Source organism: Pseudomonas sp. E1BtOHC1 (assembly GCF_058744285.1).
Map to the genome: position 1 here is coordinate 3,689,774 of NZ_CP196023.1, position 17,747 is coordinate 3,707,520.

The 17,747-nt window shown below is 65.8% G+C and carries 15 protein-coding genes; 5 read left to right on the forward strand and 10 right to left on the reverse strand.

Going from position 1 to position 17,747, the window contains the following annotated elements:
• Window positions 1–118: 118 nt before the first annotated feature.
• From ACSSVC_RS17010 to ACSSVC_RS17020, 3 genes are read right to left on the reverse strand one after another with little or no spacing between them, the layout of a single operon-like run.
• Window positions 119–1,540, reverse strand: coding sequence for an efflux transporter outer membrane subunit (locus ACSSVC_RS17010; protein WP_492611040.1), 1,422 nt, complete (start codon window positions 1,538–1,540; stop codon window positions 119–121).
• The gene (locus ACSSVC_RS17015) at window positions 1,524–2,690 is read right to left on the reverse strand and encodes an efflux RND transporter periplasmic adaptor subunit (protein ID WP_492611041.1); all 1,167 of its coding nucleotides are present in this window, start codon (window positions 2,688–2,690) and stop codon (window positions 1,524–1,526) included. The genes ACSSVC_RS17010 and ACSSVC_RS17015 overlap by 17 nt, the downstream gene beginning before the upstream one ends.
• Window positions 2,680–5,901: an efflux RND transporter permease subunit gene (locus ACSSVC_RS17020; RefSeq protein WP_492611042.1), complete on the reverse strand. Its 3,222-nt coding sequence runs from the start codon at window positions 5,899–5,901 to the stop codon at window positions 2,680–2,682. The genes ACSSVC_RS17015 and ACSSVC_RS17020 overlap by 11 nt, the downstream gene beginning before the upstream one ends.
• A gap of 230 nt (window positions 5,902–6,131) precedes the next feature.
• Between ACSSVC_RS17020 and ACSSVC_RS17025 the strand changes: the two genes are divergently transcribed.
• Both ACSSVC_RS17025 and ACSSVC_RS17030 read left to right on the forward strand, forming a co-directional pair.
• The gene (locus tag ACSSVC_RS17025; protein WP_346632605.1) at window positions 6,132–6,542 is read left to right on the forward strand and encodes a PA0061/PA0062 family lipoprotein; all 411 of its coding nucleotides are present in this window, start codon (window positions 6,132–6,134) and stop codon (window positions 6,540–6,542) included.
• 123 nt (window positions 6,543–6,665) lie between these two features.
• Window positions 6,666–7,682 (forward strand): PDDEXK nuclease domain-containing protein, encoded by a 1,017-nt coding sequence (locus tag ACSSVC_RS17030; RefSeq protein ID WP_492611043.1) that lies wholly within the window; start codon window positions 6,666–6,668, stop codon window positions 7,680–7,682.
• A 94-nt stretch (window positions 7,683–7,776) separates the two neighbouring features.
• Here the strand turns inward: ACSSVC_RS17030 and ACSSVC_RS17035 are convergent, their stop codons facing one another.
• The 4 genes from ACSSVC_RS17035 to ACSSVC_RS17050 form a co-directional block, all read right to left on the reverse strand.
• Window positions 7,777–8,115, reverse strand: a complete 339-nt coding sequence (locus tag ACSSVC_RS17035) for a YkvA family protein (RefSeq protein ID WP_492611044.1) — start codon at window positions 8,113–8,115, stop codon at window positions 7,777–7,779.
• Between the two features lie 244 nt (window positions 8,116–8,359).
• Window positions 8,360–9,187: a sulfite exporter TauE/SafE family protein gene (locus ACSSVC_RS17040; protein WP_346632608.1), complete on the reverse strand. Its 828-nt coding sequence runs from the start codon at window positions 9,185–9,187 to the stop codon at window positions 8,360–8,362.
• Complete coding sequence (locus tag ACSSVC_RS17045; protein ID WP_346632609.1) at window positions 9,184–10,461, reverse strand: NAD(P)/FAD-dependent oxidoreductase; 1,278 nt, start codon at window positions 10,459–10,461, stop codon at window positions 9,184–9,186. Before ACSSVC_RS17045 ends, ACSSVC_RS17040 begins: the two co-directional genes overlap by 4 nt.
• Window positions 10,462–10,487: 26 nt before the next feature.
• Window positions 10,488–11,372 (reverse strand): MBL fold metallo-hydrolase, encoded by an 885-nt coding sequence (locus tag ACSSVC_RS17050; protein WP_346632610.1) that lies wholly within the window; start codon window positions 11,370–11,372, stop codon window positions 10,488–10,490.
• A gap of 251 nt (window positions 11,373–11,623) precedes the next feature.
• On the opposite strand from ACSSVC_RS17050, the gene ACSSVC_RS17055 reads away from it, so the two are divergent.
• Window positions 11,624–12,937, forward strand: a complete 1,314-nt coding sequence (locus ACSSVC_RS17055) for a sigma-54 interaction domain-containing protein (protein ID WP_346632611.1) — start codon at window positions 11,624–11,626, stop codon at window positions 12,935–12,937.
• Window positions 12,938–12,964: 27 nt separating this feature from the next.
• Here ACSSVC_RS17055 and ACSSVC_RS17060 read toward each other — a convergent pair whose 3' ends face one another.
• Window positions 12,965–13,507 (reverse strand): GNAT family N-acetyltransferase, encoded by a 543-nt coding sequence (locus ACSSVC_RS17060; protein WP_404939541.1) that lies wholly within the window; start codon window positions 13,505–13,507, stop codon window positions 12,965–12,967.
• 180 nt (window positions 13,508–13,687) lie between these two features.
• On the opposite strand from ACSSVC_RS17060, the gene ACSSVC_RS17065 reads away from it, so the two are divergent.
• Window positions 13,688–15,187, forward strand: a complete 1,500-nt coding sequence (locus ACSSVC_RS17065; protein WP_346632613.1) for a PAS domain S-box protein — start codon at window positions 13,688–13,690, stop codon at window positions 15,185–15,187.
• A gap of 218 nt (window positions 15,188–15,405) precedes the next feature.
• Window positions 15,406–15,666, forward strand: coding sequence for a DUF1652 domain-containing protein (locus tag ACSSVC_RS17070; RefSeq protein WP_492611045.1), 261 nt, complete (start codon window positions 15,406–15,408; stop codon window positions 15,664–15,666).
• A 14-nt stretch (window positions 15,667–15,680) separates the two neighbouring features.
• Here the strand turns inward: ACSSVC_RS17070 and ACSSVC_RS17075 are convergent, their stop codons facing one another.
• Both ACSSVC_RS17075 and ACSSVC_RS17080 read right to left on the reverse strand, forming a co-directional pair.
• Window positions 15,681–17,075, reverse strand: coding sequence for a sensor histidine kinase (locus ACSSVC_RS17075; protein ID WP_404939543.1), 1,395 nt, complete (start codon window positions 17,073–17,075; stop codon window positions 15,681–15,683).
• The gene (locus ACSSVC_RS17080) at window positions 17,053–17,736 is read right to left on the reverse strand and encodes a response regulator transcription factor (protein ID WP_346632616.1); all 684 of its coding nucleotides are present in this window, start codon (window positions 17,734–17,736) and stop codon (window positions 17,053–17,055) included. Before ACSSVC_RS17080 ends, ACSSVC_RS17075 begins: the two co-directional genes overlap by 23 nt.
• Window positions 17,737–17,747 lie beyond the last annotated feature (11 nt).

Here is a 17,747-nt window from a genome sequence, read left to right on the forward strand (position 1 = left end):
GCTTTCAACTCCCTGTCTTGGTGGTGGGTATGATAACTACTTTTTGGCGCTCAACACTATCAGCAACGGTTGGCGACGCATAGGGCGAGGCGGCAAACCTCACGCTTTTAGCTTGCCGCTACAAACTTGACGCTGACTCTCCTCCACCCAACGCCACCACCAACCCCACACTCGCCTGCAACTCCCTGGTCTGCACCGCCTGCAACCCCCGTTGCGCCTGCAAGGCCGCGTTCTGCGCCGTCACCACATCCAGATAACTCACCGCCCCGGCCTGATAGCTGTTCATGGCCAAGGTCTGGGTATGCAGCGCCACATTCACCGCCGCTTGCTGATCCAGCGCCTCCTGGCGCAAATCCCGCAGTTGCCCCAGGTTGTCTTCCACCTCCCGCACCGCCCGCAGCACCTGCCCACGGTAATGGGCGGCAGCTTCTTCGAACTCGGCATGGGCCTGGCGCTCATTGGCGCTCAGCCGCCCGCCATCAAAAATCGGCAGGTTCACCAACGGCCCCAAGGCCCAATAGCGATTACCCGCCGCCAGCAGGTTGCCCACGCCCTGGGTCTGCCCACCGAGCATCCCGGTCAGGCTGAAATCCGGATACCAGGCGGCGCGGGCGATGCCGATGCCGGCATTGGCGGCGTACACCCGGCGTTCGGCGGCGGCAATGTCCGGCCGGCGCTGCAGTAGGGTGCTGGGCAGTTGCTGGGGAATGCCCGGCAGGCTCAGCAGTTGCGTCGAGGGTGCCAGGCTGAACTGACTGGCCGGCTCCCCCACCAGCTCGCCGATGGCGTGTTCGGTGAGGTTGCGTTGGGCGCGCACTTCGTCCAGTTCCGCTTCGGCGCTGGCCAGTTGGCTTTGGGCCCGGGTCAGGTCCAGTTCCGAGGCGATCTGCCCTTGATAACGGTCGCGGGTCAGTTGCAGCGCTTGGCCGTAATCCTCCAGGGAGCGGCTCAAGATTCGGCGCTGGGCATCCAGGCCATTGAGTTGCACATACAGGCTCGCTAGCTGTTTTTGCAGACTCAGGCGCGCCGCCGCCAGGTCGTCGCCGGAAGCCTGTGCCTGGGCATCGCCGGCCTCCGTTTGATTGCGAATTCGCCCCCACAGGTCGAGGTCGAAGCTCAGGGCAAAACCGGCGGTGTTGCTGTTGTAGATCGACGGTTGCGTGCTGCCGCGCAGGGGGCGGCTGTCCGACTGACGCTGGCGCAACGGCTGGGCGCTGGCACTGATCTGCGGGAACAGCCCGGCATGCAACTGGCTGGCGTAAGCCTGGGCAGCGTCGTAGTGGGCCAGGGCCGCCGCGAGGTCCGGGTTGGCCTGGAGCAGGCGCTGTTGCAGGTCGTTGAGACGCGGGTCCTGGTACAGCAGCCACCATTGCTCGGCGATCATCTGGGGCGTGGCGGCCGGGTGCCAGGGGCCATCGCTGCTCTGTTCGCGATACTGCGCCGGCAGGTCGATGGGCGGCACTTGGTAGTGGGGCGCCAGGGAGCAGCCGTGCAGGGCCAGCAACAGCAAGGCGGCGAGGGGCTTAAGCCTTGGGCGCATGCTCACCTCCGGCGTCCGCCAGTTGCACAAGGTCGCCTTCACGCAGGGCGTCCGGCGGGTTGTCGATGACCTGATCCGTGGCTTGCAGGCCCTGGTCGATCACCAGCCGTTCGCCCAGGTCGAGGCCGATATGGATGCTGCGCAGGTGCACGCGTTTTGCACGGTCGATCACCGCCACTTGGGTGCCCTGGGCACGGAAAATCAGGGCGCTGGCGGGGATGCTCACACCGTGGGTGTCGGCGGGAATTGCCAGTGTGGCTTCGGCGTAGTCGCCGGGCATCAGCGCGCCGTCGGGGTTGGCGGCGACGAACTGCGCCAGCAGGGTGCCGGAGTGCGGGTCGATGGCGGTGGAGTCGCCCACCAGTTGCGCGCTGAAGTGCTGACCAGGGTGCTCGGGCACAGTCAGCTGCGCCACCAGGCCGGGGCGGATGACGCTGGCGTAGTTCTGCGGAATCGGCACGTAAAGCCGCAGCTTGTGGGTGTCCGCCAGGTCGAACAGCTCCGGGTCGCTGTCGTTGTCGGCCTTGATCAACTGGCCGATGTCGGTGTGGCGCGCGGTGAGGGTGCCGGCGAACGGCGCGCGAATGGTCTTGTAGTCTTCCAGCGCCGAGAGCCGTGCATAGTCGGCAGCGGCCGCCTCGGCATTGGCCTTGGCAGCAGCGGCGTTGGAGCTTTTTTCATCGGCTTCCTGGCGCGATACCGAGTGGCTGGCCAAGAGGTGCTGCCAGCGTTCGGCGGTGGTCTGGGCCAGCCGTGCATTGGCCTGTTGCTGGACCACCCGTGCCCGGGCCTGGGCCACTTGCTGGTCCAGGTCGGGGCTGTCGATATGGGCCAGCACTTGCCCGGCGGCGACCTTGGCGCCGATGTCCTGGGTCCAGTCCTTGAGGTAGCCGCTGACCCGGGCATGGATCGGCGCCTTGCTCCAGGCTTCCAGGTGCGCCGGCAGGCGCAGGGTGTCGCCCAGTACATTGGGCTGCGGCTGGAACACCAGCACTTGGGGCACGGCGGCGGTTTCGGTCCAGGCGGCGACGGCCTGCTCATGCCGGGTACGCGCCGCCAGGCCGCTGGCCACCAGTAGGGCAGCCAGGCTCAAGCCACCGATGCCCAGCAGCATCAGGCGTTTGCGCGAAGGGGTGTGATCAGGCGACATGGGTGTTTTCTCCAGCAACAGCGGAATGGGGAGGGCGACCGTGGACCAGGCTGAAGACCACGGGCACAAAGATCAGGGTGGCCACGGTGGCGAGGATCAGCCCGCCGATCACCGCGCGGCCCAGGGGCGCGTTCTGTTCTTCGGACAGGGCCAGGGGCAGCATGCCGATGATCATCGCCAGGGCGGTCATGCACACCGGGCGAAAGCGCGTGTAGCCGGCTTCCAGGGCGGCCTTGAGGGCATCGCTGTGTTCCGCCAGGCGCTCGCGGCAGAAGCTCACCACCAGGATCGAGTTGGCGGTGGCCACCCCCATGCACAGGATGGCCCCGGTCAGCGCCGGCACCGACAGCGAGGTGCCGCTCAAGAACAGCATCCACACGATCCCGGCCAGGGCCGCCGGCAGCGCGGTGATGATCACGAACGGATCGACCCAGGATTGGAAGTTGACCACGATCAGCAGGTAGATCAGCACCACCGCCCCCAGCAGGCCCAGGCTCAGGCCGCTGAAGGCTTCGTGCAGGGCGTCGATCTGCCCGTGCAGGCTGACCGTGGCGCCCTTGGGCCGCAGGGCTGCGGCGTCGTCCAAGACCTTTTGCATGTCGTGGGCCACGGCGCCGAGGTCGCGGCCTTGCACGTTGGCGTACAGGTCCAGGGTGGGCTGGATGTTGTAGTGGCTGACCACCGCCGGGCTCTCGCCCCGGGAGATGTCCGCCAGGCCACCGAGGATCTGCGACTGGCCGTTGCTGCCGGTCACCGGCAGCGCTTCCAGGGCCGGCAGGCTGTCCAGGCGGTACTGCGGGGTGGCGGCGACGATGGAATAGGACACGCCGTTCTTCGGGTTGAGCCAGAAGGTCGGCGCCACCTGGGAACTGCCGGCCAAGGACGCCACCATGCTGTTGGTCACGTCACGCTCGGTGATCCCCAGGCCGTTGGCCCGTAGGCGGTCGACCTTGACCTGCAGTGACGGGTAGCCGGTGGACTGCTGGATCCGCAGGTCGGCAATGCCCGGCACATGTTGCAGGCGCCGTTGCAGTTCCAGGGCATAGGCGCGGTTGGCCGCGTCGTCGGGCCCGGAGATTTTCACGTCCAGCGGGGCCGGGGCGCCGAAGTTGAGGATCTGGCTGCTGATGTCCGCCGGCAGGAAGGCGAACTGGCTGCCGGGGAAGCTTTCCGGCAGGGCTTCGCGCAGCTGTTTCTCCAGCTCGGCGCTGGGGGCGTGGCCGGGCTTGAGGGTGATCTGGATGTCACCGTCCTGGGGGCCGATGGTGCCGCTGTTGCTGTAGGCCATGTCGATGCCGCTCAGGGGGGTGCCGATGTTGTCGATGATGCTGTCCAGTTGCTCGGCCGGGATCACTTCGCGGATGCGCCCTTCGATACGGTCGAAGGCCGCCGCGCTTTCCTCGATCCGCGTGCCCAGGGGCAGGCGCACGTGTAGGGCCAGGGCGCCGGCGTCGGTGGCGGGGAAGAAGTCCTGGCCCAGGCTTGGCAGCAGGGCGAAGGAGGCCAGCACGCAGGCCAAGAAGCCGAGGATGAAGGTCTTGCGTCGGCCCAAGGCCAGGTGCAGCAGGCCGTGGTAGGTGTCGCGCACAGTGGAGAAACGCGCCTCAAAACCCTGTTGAAAGGCCAATAGCCCGCGCACCAGGGCATTGCGCGGCTTGGCGTGCTGCTCGCCCTCGTGATGGTTGATGAAGGCATCTTCCGGGTGATGCCCCGGGCCTGCTTCCGGCGTATGGGGCTTGAGCAGGTACATGGCCAGGGTCGGCACCAGGGTCCGGGAGAGGATGAACGAGCTGGCCATGGCGAAGATCACCGCCAGGGCCATGGGCCGGAACAGGTAGCCGGCGATGCCCTGCAACAGGAACATCGGCACGAAGACGATGCAGATGCACAGCAGCGAGACGAAGGCCGGGCCGACGATCTGCTTGGCGCCGTCAAGGATGGCCACCTTCACCGCCTTGCCCTGTTCCAGGTGCCAGTTGATGTTCTCGATGGTCACGGTGGCGTCGTCCACCAGGATCCCCACCGCCAGGGCCAGGCCGCCCAGGGTCATGACGTTGAGGGTCTGGCCGCTGACCGCCAGCAGGGCAATGGCCGAGAGCACCGCCAGGGGAATCGACGCGGCGATGATCAGCGTGGAGCGCCAGCTGCCGAGGAACAGCAGGATCATCGCGCTGGTCAGCAGGGCGGCGATGATGCCTTCCTGGGCCACGCTGCCCACCGACTGTTTGACGAACACCGAGGCATCGCCCAGCAGCGAGGTCTTCAAGGACGGCGGCAGGGTTTCATTGATCCGCGGCAGCATCGCGCGAATGCCGTCGACGATGGACAGGGTGGAGATATTGCCGTTCTTCAGCGCCGGCATCAGCACCGCCCGGCGTCCGTCGACCCGCACGATATTGGTCTGCGGCGGTGAACCGTCGCGCACGTGGGCCACCTGGCCGATGGTGATCAGCGCGCCGTCCACGGTCTTGATCGGCAGGTCGTTGAGTTCGTCGATGGCCTTCGGGCTGTTGTTCAGCAGCACCGTGTATTCATTGCTGCCCAGCTTGGCGGTGCCCACCGGGATGATCTGGTTCTGCGCCGCCAGGGCATTGCCCACGTCTTGCGCCGACAGGCCTTTGGCGGCCAGGGCTTGCGGGTCCAGGTCGAGGGTGATCTGGCGCTGCTTGCCGCCCATGGGCGTGGGCATGGCCAGACCGGGCAGGGCGCTCAAAGGCAGGCGGATATTGTTCTGCACCAGGTCGCGGATCTTCGCCTCCGACAGGGTCGGGCTGGAGAAGGCCATTTGCAGGATCGGCACCGTCGAGGCGCTGTAGTTGAGAATCAGCGGCGGGGTGATGCCCGGCGGCATCTGCTTGAGCACGGTTTGTGACACCGCGGTCACCTGGGCGTTGGCGGTGCGGATATCGACCCCGGGCTGGAAGAAGATCTTGACGATGCCCATGCCCGGCAATGACTGCGACTCGATGTGCTGGATGTCATTGACCGTGGTGCTCAGGGAACGCTCGTAGGTGTAGATCACCCGCCCGGCCATGGCGTCCGGCGACAGGCCGTTGTATTGCCAGACCACCGCCACCACCGGGATGCCGATATCGGGGAACACGTCGGTGGGGGTACGCAGGGCCGCCAGGGGCCCGATGATGCAGATGAATATCGCCAGCACGATGAACGTGTAGGGCTTGAGCAGTGCGGTCTTGACCAGCCCGAGCATGCCGAAAACCTCCGAGGGAGTGGGGTTGCAAACCTCGGCAGCCTGCAGCGACCCACCTAACACGCGGCTTTCAGCCAGGTGAAGGAAGTTTTAGGTAAGGCCTGTATTTCCTTTCATGTGGATTCATTTGTTCTTGCTTCGGGGCCTCGACACGCTTGATGGGCATCGACGCAGCCGATTGTCCTGGGCTTGCGTCGTACTCATTTCTGTTATTGGCGAGGTACGTTTTCATGAGACTCAAACCGCTGTTGCTGATTCCCGCCCTGGGTCTTGCCTGCTTACTTAGCGCCTGCGCCGGGCCGATGCCCCAGCCCGATCCCAGTGAGGCCTGGATTGGCCTGGAGGAAGAGGCGCCCAACGACCTGATGGCCGAACGGGTGGACGGGAAGAAGGTCGACGATGGGCGTTATTTTGAGGTCAAGCCCGGCGCTCATCGCCTGGACGTGACCTTGTTTGAAGAGAGCGTCGGCGACTCCAATCAGCAAGACTGCAATGGCCATATCAGCTACAGCGGTTTCAAGGCCGGTGAGCATTACAAACTGGTGGAGTCGAGCCTGGGGACCGAGGTGTCGGTTCGCTTATATGACGCCAAGGGCAAGCAGGTCGCCAGCACCCATGGCTTTGCGTGCATGCCTGGCTGACAGGGCTTTTTGCGTCACTGAAACAAGGACGTTTCGCTCAAGCTAAAGAGACGGGGCCGACTATAGCGGCACGGTGAGCCGGGTGATGATGGAGGCCTTTATCCAGGCAACCGGGCGTTCGTCATGAAGCAAGAGGCTGAAGCGGCCGTCACCTCCACCGAGGTGGCATTCAACGAAGTGGCGCTAATGATCACCGCCGCACGGCAGCGGGCGGTGCGGGCGGTGAATACTGAACTGGTGGAGTTGTATTGGCAGGTCGGGGCCTATATCAGCCGCAAGATCGAGGCGGCGGAATGGGGCGATGGCGTGGTCCAGCAATTGGCGGATTACCTGGCGCGGCAGCAGCCGGGGCTGCGGGGGTTTACCCGGCGTAACCTGTTCCGCATGCGTCAATTCTATGAGGCCTATCGAGGGGAGGAGAAAGTGTCAGCAGTGCTGACACAATTACCCTGGACCCAGAATCTGATCATTCTTGCGCAAGGTAAATGCGTGCAAGAGCGCGAGTTTTATCTGCGCATGGCCATTCAGGAGCAGTGGTCGACCCGAGAGCTGGAACGGCAGATCAAATCCGCGCTGTTCGAACGCACGCTGACTCGCCCGGCCAATGCCTCGGCCACCTTGAAACAGGCCCGCCCCGAGGCTCTGAAGGTCTTCAAGGATGCCTACATGGTGGAGTTTCTCGGCCTGGCCCAGGGGCATGACGAAGCCGATCTGCATCAGGGGCTGGTGCGCCAGCTCAAGGACTTTCTGATCGAGATGGGCCGAGATTTCTGCTTTGTCGCGTCTGGCTATCCCCTGCAGGTTGGCGGGCGGGATTTCGTCCTGGATCTGCTGCTGTTCCATCGTGGATTGAATTGCTTGGTGGCCGTTGAACTCAAGGTCGGGCGCTTCGAACCGGAGTACCTGGGCAAGCTGGACTTCTACCTGGAGGCCCTGGACCGCCAGGTGCGCAAACCCCACGAAAACCCGGCTCTGGGCGTTCTGCTCTGTGCCAGCAAGGATGACGAGGTGGTGGAATATGCCCTCAACCGTTCACTGTCGCCGGCGTTGATCGCCGAGTACCGAACCCAACTGCCGGACAAGAAACTGCTGCAGGCCAAGCTGCAGGAGTTTTATGCCCTGGACACGGAGGCGCGATGAAGCTGGCGGCAAGTTTGTGCGGGCGTGTTTAAGTGCTTTGGTGAATCGGGTGAGCACCGAGGACCGCCCCCCAGCCGTTGCGTCTGCCCCTTGCTCAGTCTGGTTCACTGCCGAACCAGTCCGCCAGGCGTGCGCTGGCTTGCTGCTTGACCTCGGCGTTGATGTGGGCAGCCACGGCCAGCACTGAACTGGCCAGCAGCCCAAGGTCATCCACGTACCCAGCCCCGGGGATCAGGTCCGGGATGATGTCCACTGGCAGTATGAAGTAACCCAGTGCCGCGTAGATGGTGGCCTTGGCCCAGATCGGGGTTTGCGGGCGTTGCGCGGCGTAGTAGAGCCACAGGGCTTTTTGGATCAGGGTCCGGCCGATGCGCGAGGTGTAGCGGCCGATCTTGCGCCAGAGGCACTGTTCAAGGGATTGGGCTGTCGACATGGCGCGCTCCTGGGGGATGCAAGTCCAGGCCATAGTCGTCACCTGCGCCTCTGAACGGCAGAGGCCAATATTTCCCCGGTGGTTCTCCACGTAGGAGCCGGCTTGCCGGCGAAGAGGCCGCTCGTGGCGCCGCTATTTTTCCCTTGCAACGCCAGCGTCGGTGAGGACGCCTTCGCGGGCAAGCCAGCTCCTACGGGTGGCGGTGCGTATGTTGGTGTAGGAGCCGGCTTGCCGGCGAAGGGGTTCAACGGGATAGCCAGCCCAAAGCGCCAGCCGCCAGCAGCAGCCCGGCCAATATGCCGGTGAGGGCGAACAGTTGTTGCAGGCGCGGACCCGCCAGGTGGCTGGCCACTTGGCGGCCCAGCACCAGGCCCACCACCGCGCCCAGGGCAAAGGGCGCACCCACGGCCCAGTGCATCACGCCGCTGAGGCTGGCGGTGACCACGCTGCCCAGGGACACCAGGGCAATCACCGCCAGCGAGGTGGCGACGATGCTCTTGCTGTCCAGGTTGGTGTAGCGGCTCAGGGCCGGGATGATCACGAAGCCGCCGCCGACGCCGAGCAACCCCGAAAGCAGTCCAGAGAGCATGCCGGTGAAGGTCAGGGCCCGGGCGCAGGGCAGGGTCCAGCGCAAACGACCCTGGACCGGGTTGAGCACACAAGGCAGGAACGCCGGGCGTGGCGCGACCTGGCCCTGTTTCAATTCCAGGCTGGCCTTGCGCAGGATGCGCCCGCAGGCATAAAGCAGCACCAGGGAAAACAGCAGGGCCAGGGGCAGGTTGGGCAGGCGGTGGGCCAGCCACAGCCCCAGCGGCGCCATGAGGATGCCAATGCTGGCGACAAACCCCGCCGCGCGGTAGCGCACGATGCCCTGGCGCAAGCCCAGCACTGCGCCGACGCTGGCGGCCAGACCCACCGCCAGCAGGCCGATGGGAGCGGCCTCGACCATGCTCAGGCCCAGGCCGAACACCAGCAGCGGCACCGCGAGGATGCCGCCGCCGGCGCCAGTCAGCGCCAGGATCGCGCCAATGACCGCCCCCAGCCCAGCGCCCAAGAGACTGTGTTCATTCATGTCTTCGGGGTGTCCGTGGCCAGGGTCGGTTGTGCCAGCCATTCATGGCCCTTGAGCATGCCGCGCCAGTACAGCGGCGGCAGAATCCGTTCCTTCAGCCACCAGGCGCGACGGGTCGCCTGGCGGCCGTCCAGCAGCCAGCGCGGGAAGCTCGGCGCCAGCTTGCCGCCGTAGGTGAATTCGGCGAGGACGATCTTGCCCCGTTCCACGGTCAGCGGGCAGGAGCCGTAGCCGTCGTACTGGGCCAGCCGGGTCAGGCGCTTGAGGGCCACCAGCACGTTGTTGGCCACCACCGGCGCTTGCTTGCGCGCCGCCGCGGCGGTCTTGGCATTGCTGGTGTTGGTGGCGTCTCCCAGGCCGTGGATATTGACGAAACGCTTGTGGCGCAGGCTGTGGGGATCGACATCGACCCAACCGGCAGCGTCGGCCAGGGGGCTTGCGCGGATAAAGTCTGGGGCGCATTGCGGCGGCACCACGTGCAGCAGGTCGAAGGCGCGCTCCAGGGTTTCCTGACGGCCGTCGGCCAGGGTGCGGACGAAGGTCGCGCGCTTGGCCGGGCCGTTCACCGCCACCAGGTTGTGGCCGAAATCCAGCTCGATGCCGTACTTCTTCACGTATTCCATCAGCGCCGGCACGTAGTCCGCCACGCCGAACAGCACGCCGCCGGCATTCAGGAAGCGCGGCTTGATCTGTCCCAGGCGGCCGTTGCGCCGCCAGTGGTCGCAGGACAGGTACATGGCCTTCTGGGGCGCCCCGGCGCATTTGATCGGCATCGGTGGCTGGCTGAACAGCGCCTCGCCCTGTTGCAGCTGCTGCACCAGTTGCCAGGTGTAGGGCGCCAGGTCGTAGCGGTAGTTGGAGGTCACGCCGTGGTTGCCCAGGGCCTCGGGCAGGCCGTCGATGGCCGCCCAGTCGAGCTTGAGCCCGGGGCAGACCACCAGTTGGTCATAGGCCAGCACGCGGCCGTCATCCAGCACCAGGGCATTGTTGTCCGGTTCGAACAGGCTGACAGCGTGCTGCAGCCACTTGACGCCCTTGGGCATCAGCGCGGCCATGCTGCGTTCGGTGGACTGGGCGCTGAACACCCCGGCGCCCACCAGGGTCCAGCCGGGCTGGTAGTAGTGGCTGCCGGCGGGGTCGATGATCGCCACGTCCAGGTGTGGGTCGCGGGACATGAGGCTGGCGGCGACGGCAATGCCGGCGGCACCGCCGCCGACGATCAGCACCTGGTGGCTGCCGTCGACGGCGCGCAGGGCTGGGTTGATGGGACGCATGGCAAGGTTTCCGTGTGGAGTAGTCGTTATAGGGTATTGAGGGGGATCTTCAGGTAGCTGATGCCGTTGTCTTCGGGCTCGGGAAAGTGCCCGCTGCGCATGTTGACCTGCACCGAGGGCAAGATCAGCACCGGCATGTCCAGGGTGGCGTCGCGGGCTTCGCGCATCTTCACGAAGCTGTCTTCGTCGACGCCCTGATGGATGTGGATGTTGTTGGCGCGCTGCTCGGCGACGGTGGTCATGTACTGCAGCTCGCGGCCGTTGGGCAGGTAGTCGTGGCACATGAACAGCCGGGTTTGCGGGGGCAGGGCGAGGATCTTGCCGATGGAGCGGTACAGGGTCCGAGCATCGGCCCCGGGGAAGTCGCAGCGGGCCGTGCCGTAGTCGGGCATGAACAGGGTGTCGCCGACAAAGGCCACGCACTCGTCGCCCACCTGCACCAGGTAGGTCATGCAGGCCGGGGTATGTCCCGGGGTGTGCAGCGCCCGAGCGCTGAGGCCGCCGATGGCGAACTCGGCGCCGTCTTCGAGCAGCACGTCGAACTGGCTGCCGTCCCGGGCAAAGGCCGGCGCTTCGTTGAACAGCGCGCCGAAGACTTTCTGCACCCGGGTGATCTGATTGCCGATGGCCACCTGAGCCCCCAGTTGCTGCTTGAGGTAAGCCGCGGCGGACAGGTGGTCGGCGTGCACATGGGTTTCCAGGACCCAGTCGACCCGGGCGTCCAGCTCGCGTACCCGGTTGATCAGGCGGTCGGCGGATTCGGTGCGGGTGCGGCCGGATTTCGGGTCGTAGTCCAGCACGCTGTCGATCAGCGCACAGCGGCGGCTGGCCTGGTCCATCACCAGGTAGCTGATGGTCCAGGTGTGAGGGTCGAAAAAGGCTTCTACACGCAGCGTGTCGCTGATGATCATGGGGCACTCCAGGCAATGAAGGTGAGGGCAGTCTGCGCTGTCGCTCGTCCCTTGGACTGTCAATAAACGTGCCAACCCGTGACGCCCGGATTGGCTACCTGTTCATTGAAGTAGAAGGCTGTAGAGGCTGCCATCAGGCGTTTTTCGACGCGACTGCCAGCGGTATTTGGCAGTGATATGGCAGTTGGTGGCAGAGCATGGCAGAAAGCCGCGCCGTGCTTTAAGCTGCCGCCACTGCCCCGGAGTTGCCCATGTCCCTGATCGCCACCGACCTTGCCCAGCCGTCCATGGCTGCCCTGGTGTCCTACCTCGAACACGATCCGCAACCGACCATCGTCCTCGACACCGACTACAACATCATCGCCGCCAACACCGCCTACCAGCGTCAGTTCGGTGTGGCCGGCAAGCCTCATGTGGGCGCCAAGTGCTACCGCGTGTCCCACCAGTTCGCCGTGCCCTGCGACCAGGCCGGGGAGCATTGCCCGATGCGCAAGGCCCATGACAGTCGGGTGCCGGAGCGCATGCTGCACATCCATCACACACCTCGCGGCCCGGAGCACGTGGACGTGGAACTGCGGCCGATCATTGGCGAGGCCGGCACCGTGGTGGCTTACGTCGAGCGCCTGAGTTCAGTGGCGGTGGCTTCGGTGCAGCCCCAGCAGAAGGGCCTGGTGGGACGCTCGCCGGCCTTCAACGAGGCCTTGAGCGCCCTGCAGCGGGCGGCCCCGGCCCCGATTCCGGTGCTGCTGCAGGGCGAGTCCGGCACCGGCAAGGAATTGTTCGCCCGTGCCCTGCACGATGGCAGCCCCCGGGCCAGTGGACCGCTGGTGGTGGTGGACTGCACCGGGCTTACCGAAAGCCTGCTGGAAAGCGAGTTGTTCGGCTATGAAAAGGGCGCCTTCACCGGGGCTCTGCAACGCAAGATCGGCCTGGCGGAAGCGGCCCATGGCGGCACCCTGTTTCTCGACGAGATCGGCGAGGTGCCCCTGGCCATGCAGGTCAAGCTGCTGCGCCTGATCGAGTCCGGCAGCTTCCGGCCGGTGGGCAGCCTGCGCACCGTGCACTCGGATTTCCGCCTGGTGGCGGCGACCCACAAGCCGCTCAAGGAAATGGTCGCTGCCGGCACCTTCCGCCAGGACCTGTACTACCGCATCAGCGCCTTCCCGATCCGCCTGCCGGCCCTGCGCGAACGCAGCGACGACCTGCCGTTGCTGATCGACAGCCTGTTGCGCCGCCTCGATCCCGGGGTGGTGCCACGGGTCGACCCCCAGGCCCTGGAGCAATTGCGCCTGTACACCTATCCGGGGAATATCCGCGAGCTGCGCAACATCCTCGAACGGGCGCGGTTGTTCAGTGATGACGGGGTGATCCGCCTGCAGGACCTACCGGCAGAACTGCGCAGCCCACAGGCACCGGCCCCTGTGATTCGCCGTCGCGCCGGCAAGGACCTGGAACAACTGGCCCATGCCCTGGAAGTCTTCGACGGCTCGCGCAGCGAGTTGGCCAAGGCCCTGGGGCTGAGCGAGCGGACCCTGTACCGGCGGCTCAAGGCCCTGGGCTTGTAGTGGCGGGCAGGGGCGGGGAAGGCCGCCTCAGCCCTGGGCGGAGTGCTCCTTGCGGGGCAAGTCGCAGGCCATCACCCACATGCCGATCTGCTCCAGGTCGGTGCTGAACGGCACCTCGTCGACCTGCCGCAGGCCGGCGCTTTCATAAAAGCGCCGGGCGCCGCTGTTGCTCTTGAGTACGTCCAGCCACAGGCAGGATTCCCCGGCGGCGCTGGCCCGTTGCAACACATGCTCGAGCAGGCGCCGGCCATGGCCCTGGCCGGCCTGGGACTTGAGCAGGTAGATCTTCTGCAGTTCGGCCCCGGGCCGGCCGCTGCCCGGCGTCGGGCGCGCCCAGTTGAGTTTGGCGAAGCCGATGGGCTGGTGCTGCGCGTCCAGGGCCAGCAGCCACAGGTGCTGGTCCCGGGCCGCCAGGGATGCTTCGAGGTTGGCGGGGGAGAAGTCCTGGTCGAGAAACTGCTGCATGCCGTCACTCGTCCAGATCGCCGCAAAGTGTTCGCGGTAGGTGGCGCAGCCTATGGCCTGCAGTGCATCGATATCGCGGCTGTCGGCTTCACGGATGGTGATCATGCTTCACTCCTTGAGGGCGGTCGGACCGGGCGCAGCAGCTTAACCCTTCGCGCTGGGTGGCTCCAGTGCGCAGGGTTACGGTGCAGGGCACGATGGCGAGCGGCCGTGGTCGTAGTGTTCAGCCCCTTTTTTCCGGCGCGCGGCCTGTCCGCTGTGGCGCCGGGTCCTATTGGAGATGCCATGAGCCAGGCCGTACTTGCCACTGAAACCAATCGCCGCCAGTTGCAGCAGATCATCGCCGGTCTGTCCGACGGGGTGATCCTGATTGAGATCGACAAGGCTCGCAGCCTGCTCTGGGCCAATGAAGCGGCGCTGGCCATGCACGGGGTCGGCGAGGTCGGCGAGCTGGGGGCCAATGTCCGTGAATACGCCCGGCGCTATGCCTTGCGCTACCGCAACAATCACCCCCTGGCCCTGGAGGCCTATCCCATCAACCGGGTGGCCGCCGGTGAAACCTTCAGCGACGTGGTGGTGGAGGTGCAGGCCGAGATCGACGGCGAACCGCGGCACTGGGTGCACCGGGTGCGCAGCATGATCCTCACCGATCGCAGTGGCGCGCCCGAGTCCCTGGTGCTGATCCTCAGCGATGCCACCGACTGGGCCAGCGCCGAACAGCGCTTCGAAAAGACCTTCAACGCCAACCCGGCGCCGGCGGTGATCTGCCGCCTCAGTGACCTGCGTTACATCAAGGTCAACCAGGGCTTTGTGGAAATGACCGGCTATGCCCGGGATCAGGTGATCGGCCGTTCGGTGTACGAGCTGGATGTGCTGGAGGACGCCGAGCACAAGGACCTGGCCATCGAGCGCCTGGGCCAGGGCGCGACCATTCCGCAGATGCAGGCCGAGCTGCGCCTGCCGGACGGCGGCAGCAAGCTGGTGATCGTCGCCGGCCAGCCCCTGGACATCAACGATGAAGACTGCATGCTGTTTTCCTTCATGGACCTGGAGCCGCGGCGCAAGGTCGAGATTGCCTTGCGCCAGAGCGAGGAGCGCTTTGCCAAGTCGTTCCGCCTGACCCCGGTGCCGACCCTGGTGTGCAGCGCCGAGCAGCAGATCGTCGACGTCAACGAGGCCTTTCTCAACACCTGCGGCTACAGCAGCGAGGAGTTGCTGGGCAAGACCATTGCCGCCACCGGGTTCATCGCTGAAGCCGCGGCGGCCACGCAACTGTTCAATCAACTGGAGAAGGCCGGCAATGTCGATGGCCTGGACCTCAAGGTGCGCCAGAAGAGCGCCGAGCTGATCGATTGTGTGGCCTACGCCGACACCGTGCTCATCCAGGACAGCCCCTGTTACCTGCTGGTGCTGATGGACATCAGTGAGCGCAAGCGTTCCGAACTGGAGCTGGTGGGGGCCATCGAGGAGGTGATGCGCGACGCTTCCTGGTTCAGCCAGACCCTGATCGAAAAACTGGCCAACGTCAGAAGCCCGAAGACCCAGGACACCCCCGGGGTTTCCTCTGCCGACCTGACGGCCCGCGAGCGGGAGGTGCTGGGGCTGATCTACCAGGGGCTGGCGGACAAGGAGATTGCCGCCCAGTTGAAGCTGGCGCCCAACACCGTGCGCAACCATGTTGCCACCCTGTATTCCAAGCTGGGCGTGCACAGCCGTGGCGAAGCCGTGGTCTGGGCCCGGGAGCGCGGACTGTTTGTCGGCACGGCTGCGGGCCGGGGGCGCTGAGCCGGTGCAAATGCACCAGTGCGACCAGTGCAAATGCGCCTTCTGCGGGCGACGCGGCTTTTCTACGCTGTGATTCTGAGCAAGTCCCGCTACGGGCCTTGGCACTGCGAACCACAGCAAAAGGACAGCCAGCATGGGCAATCGACAAATCAAGGGCAGCGTTGGCGCGGTCGCCGGCCCCGGCGGGCTGGCGCGTCTACTGCTGGGGTGTCGCTGAGGTGCCGGCCGTGATCACCCAGACCCGGTTACGTGCCTGTATCGAACAGCGGCTGGCGCCCTTGGCCTGCAGCTTCAGCAATGCCGGCGACGGCACTCTGACCCTGCGGGTGTTCGAGCCCGACAGTGGCCGGGTCGACCTGGTGGTGACCGGACTGAGCAGCAAGTCCCTGCACAGCGAGGCCGACATCGAGAGGATCATCGACGAGTTGCTCTACGAGCTGGACAGCAACTCCCTCAAGCAACTCGATCTTTCGTCCTGAGTCCGGTCCGGCCTTCAGCCTTCGCTGATCAGGCTCGGCCGGCAATCCAGGCTCAGGCGCGCGCCGCCCCGTTCGCTGCTGCCCACTTCGAGCTTGAAGCCGTGCAGGCTGACGATGGCGGCAACAATCGACAGGCCCAGGCCGAAGCCGCCCTGGGCGTTGCTTTCGTCCACCCGGTAGAAGCGTCGGAACACCGCCGCCCGTTCCGCCGGGGGAATGCCCGGGCCTGTGTCCAGGACTTCCAGGCGCGGGCTGCCGCCATCGTCGAGGCCGCGCAGTATCACTTCACCCCCCGGCGGGGTGAACTTGATCGAGTTGCTCAGCAGGTTGGCCAGGGCCTCGAACAGCAAGGCGCGGTCACCGGTGAGCCGGGGCAGGCTCGGCGGTACATCCAGCACCAGGGTCAGGCGACCTTCTTCGGCCAGGGGCAGGTAGAAGTCGTGCAGTTCCTGGAGCAGGGGCAGGGGATCGAGTTCGAGGAAGCCCGATCGCCGTTGCTGGTCTTCCAGTTCGGAGATGCGCAGCAATCCGCGAAAGCGCGCCATCAGGGTGTCGGCCTCGGCCAGCAACTGGTCCATTTGCAGGGCCTGGGGCGAACCTTCCTCGGCCTGTTGCTGCAGGCGATAGAGCTGGGCCCGCAGGCGGGTCAGCGGGGTGCGCAGGTCGTGGGCGATGTTGTCGCACACGCCCTTGACCTCGTGCATCAGCCGCTCGATACGTTCGAGCATGGCGTTGACGATGGCCGCCAGCATGTCCAGTTCGTCACGCCGGTCCGACAGCGGCAGGCGCCGGGTCAGGTCGCCGGCGACGATGGCCTCGGCGCTGGCTTGGATCTGACGGATGCGCCGCAAGGGCCGGCGGCGCAGCAGGTGCCAGCCGGCGACCCCGGGAATGATGGTCAGGGAAATCCCCCACAGCAGCGCGTGGAGAATGATCCGGGTCACCGCGAACAGCGAGCCGTTGTCGCGCACCAGCACCAGCCAGCGGCCGTCCCGGGTGTGGGTGGCCACGGCGTCGCAGCTGTCCCGGGGCAGGCTCGGGTCGTCGGAGTCGATGCAGTTCTTCAGCTCGTGGATCTTGCCGTCCAGGGGCAGGTCGTCGGGGATCTGGCGGATCGGTCCGCTCAAGGGCCGGCGCTGTTCGTCGAACAGGCCGTAGGCGTCGATGGCGCGCATGTCGAAGGTCATGCTGGTGGTCAGGGCCTCCACCAACTGGTCGCCTTCGAAGCGGGCGAACAGGTGCTGGCGCTGCATCAGCGAGTGCTTGGCCAGGCTGTCCAGGTAGGTGGAGACTTCGTAGTACAGCACCCCCATGAGGATGCAGCTCCAGGCCACGAACAGCGTGCTGTAGAGCGCCAGCAGGCGGCTGCTGGAAGAGCGCCAGCCCTTAGAGGGGTTCAGCAATGACATAGCCCGAGCCTCGCACGGTGCGGATCAACGGGGTCATGCCGGGCGGGTCGATCTTCTTGCGCAGGCGGCCGATGTGCACGTCGATCAGGTTGGTCCCCGGGTCGAAGTGATAACCCCAGACCTCCTCGAAGATCATCATCCGCGAGAGGATCTGCCCGGTGTTGCGCATGAGAAATTCCAGCAGTTTGTACTCGGTGGGCAACAGGCTCAGCAACTGGTCGGCGCGGGTCGCTTCGCGGCTGATCAGGTTCAGCTCCAGATCGGCCACCCGCAGGCAGGTGTCGAAGTCCTTGACCGTGTTCTTGCGCCGCAGCAGCACCTCGACCCGGGCGGCCATTTCGTCGGAGGCGAAGGGCTTGGTCAGGTAATCGTCGCCGCCGGCCCGCAGGCCGCGCACCCGCTCATCGACATCGGAGAGGGCGCTGATCATCAGGATCGGCGTCGACACACCGATGGTGCGCAGGGTGGTGACAATGGCCAGGCCGTCCAGCTCCGGCAGCATGCGGTCCAGGGTGATCAGGTCGTAGTCGCCGCTCACGGCGCGCACCAGGCCTTCGCGGCCGTTGTCCACCCAGTCCACGTCAAGGCCGTGGCTGCTCAGTTCGGCGACGATCTCCCGGGCCGTTACGGCGTCGTCTTCGATGGTCAGAATGCGGGTCATAGGCGTTACCT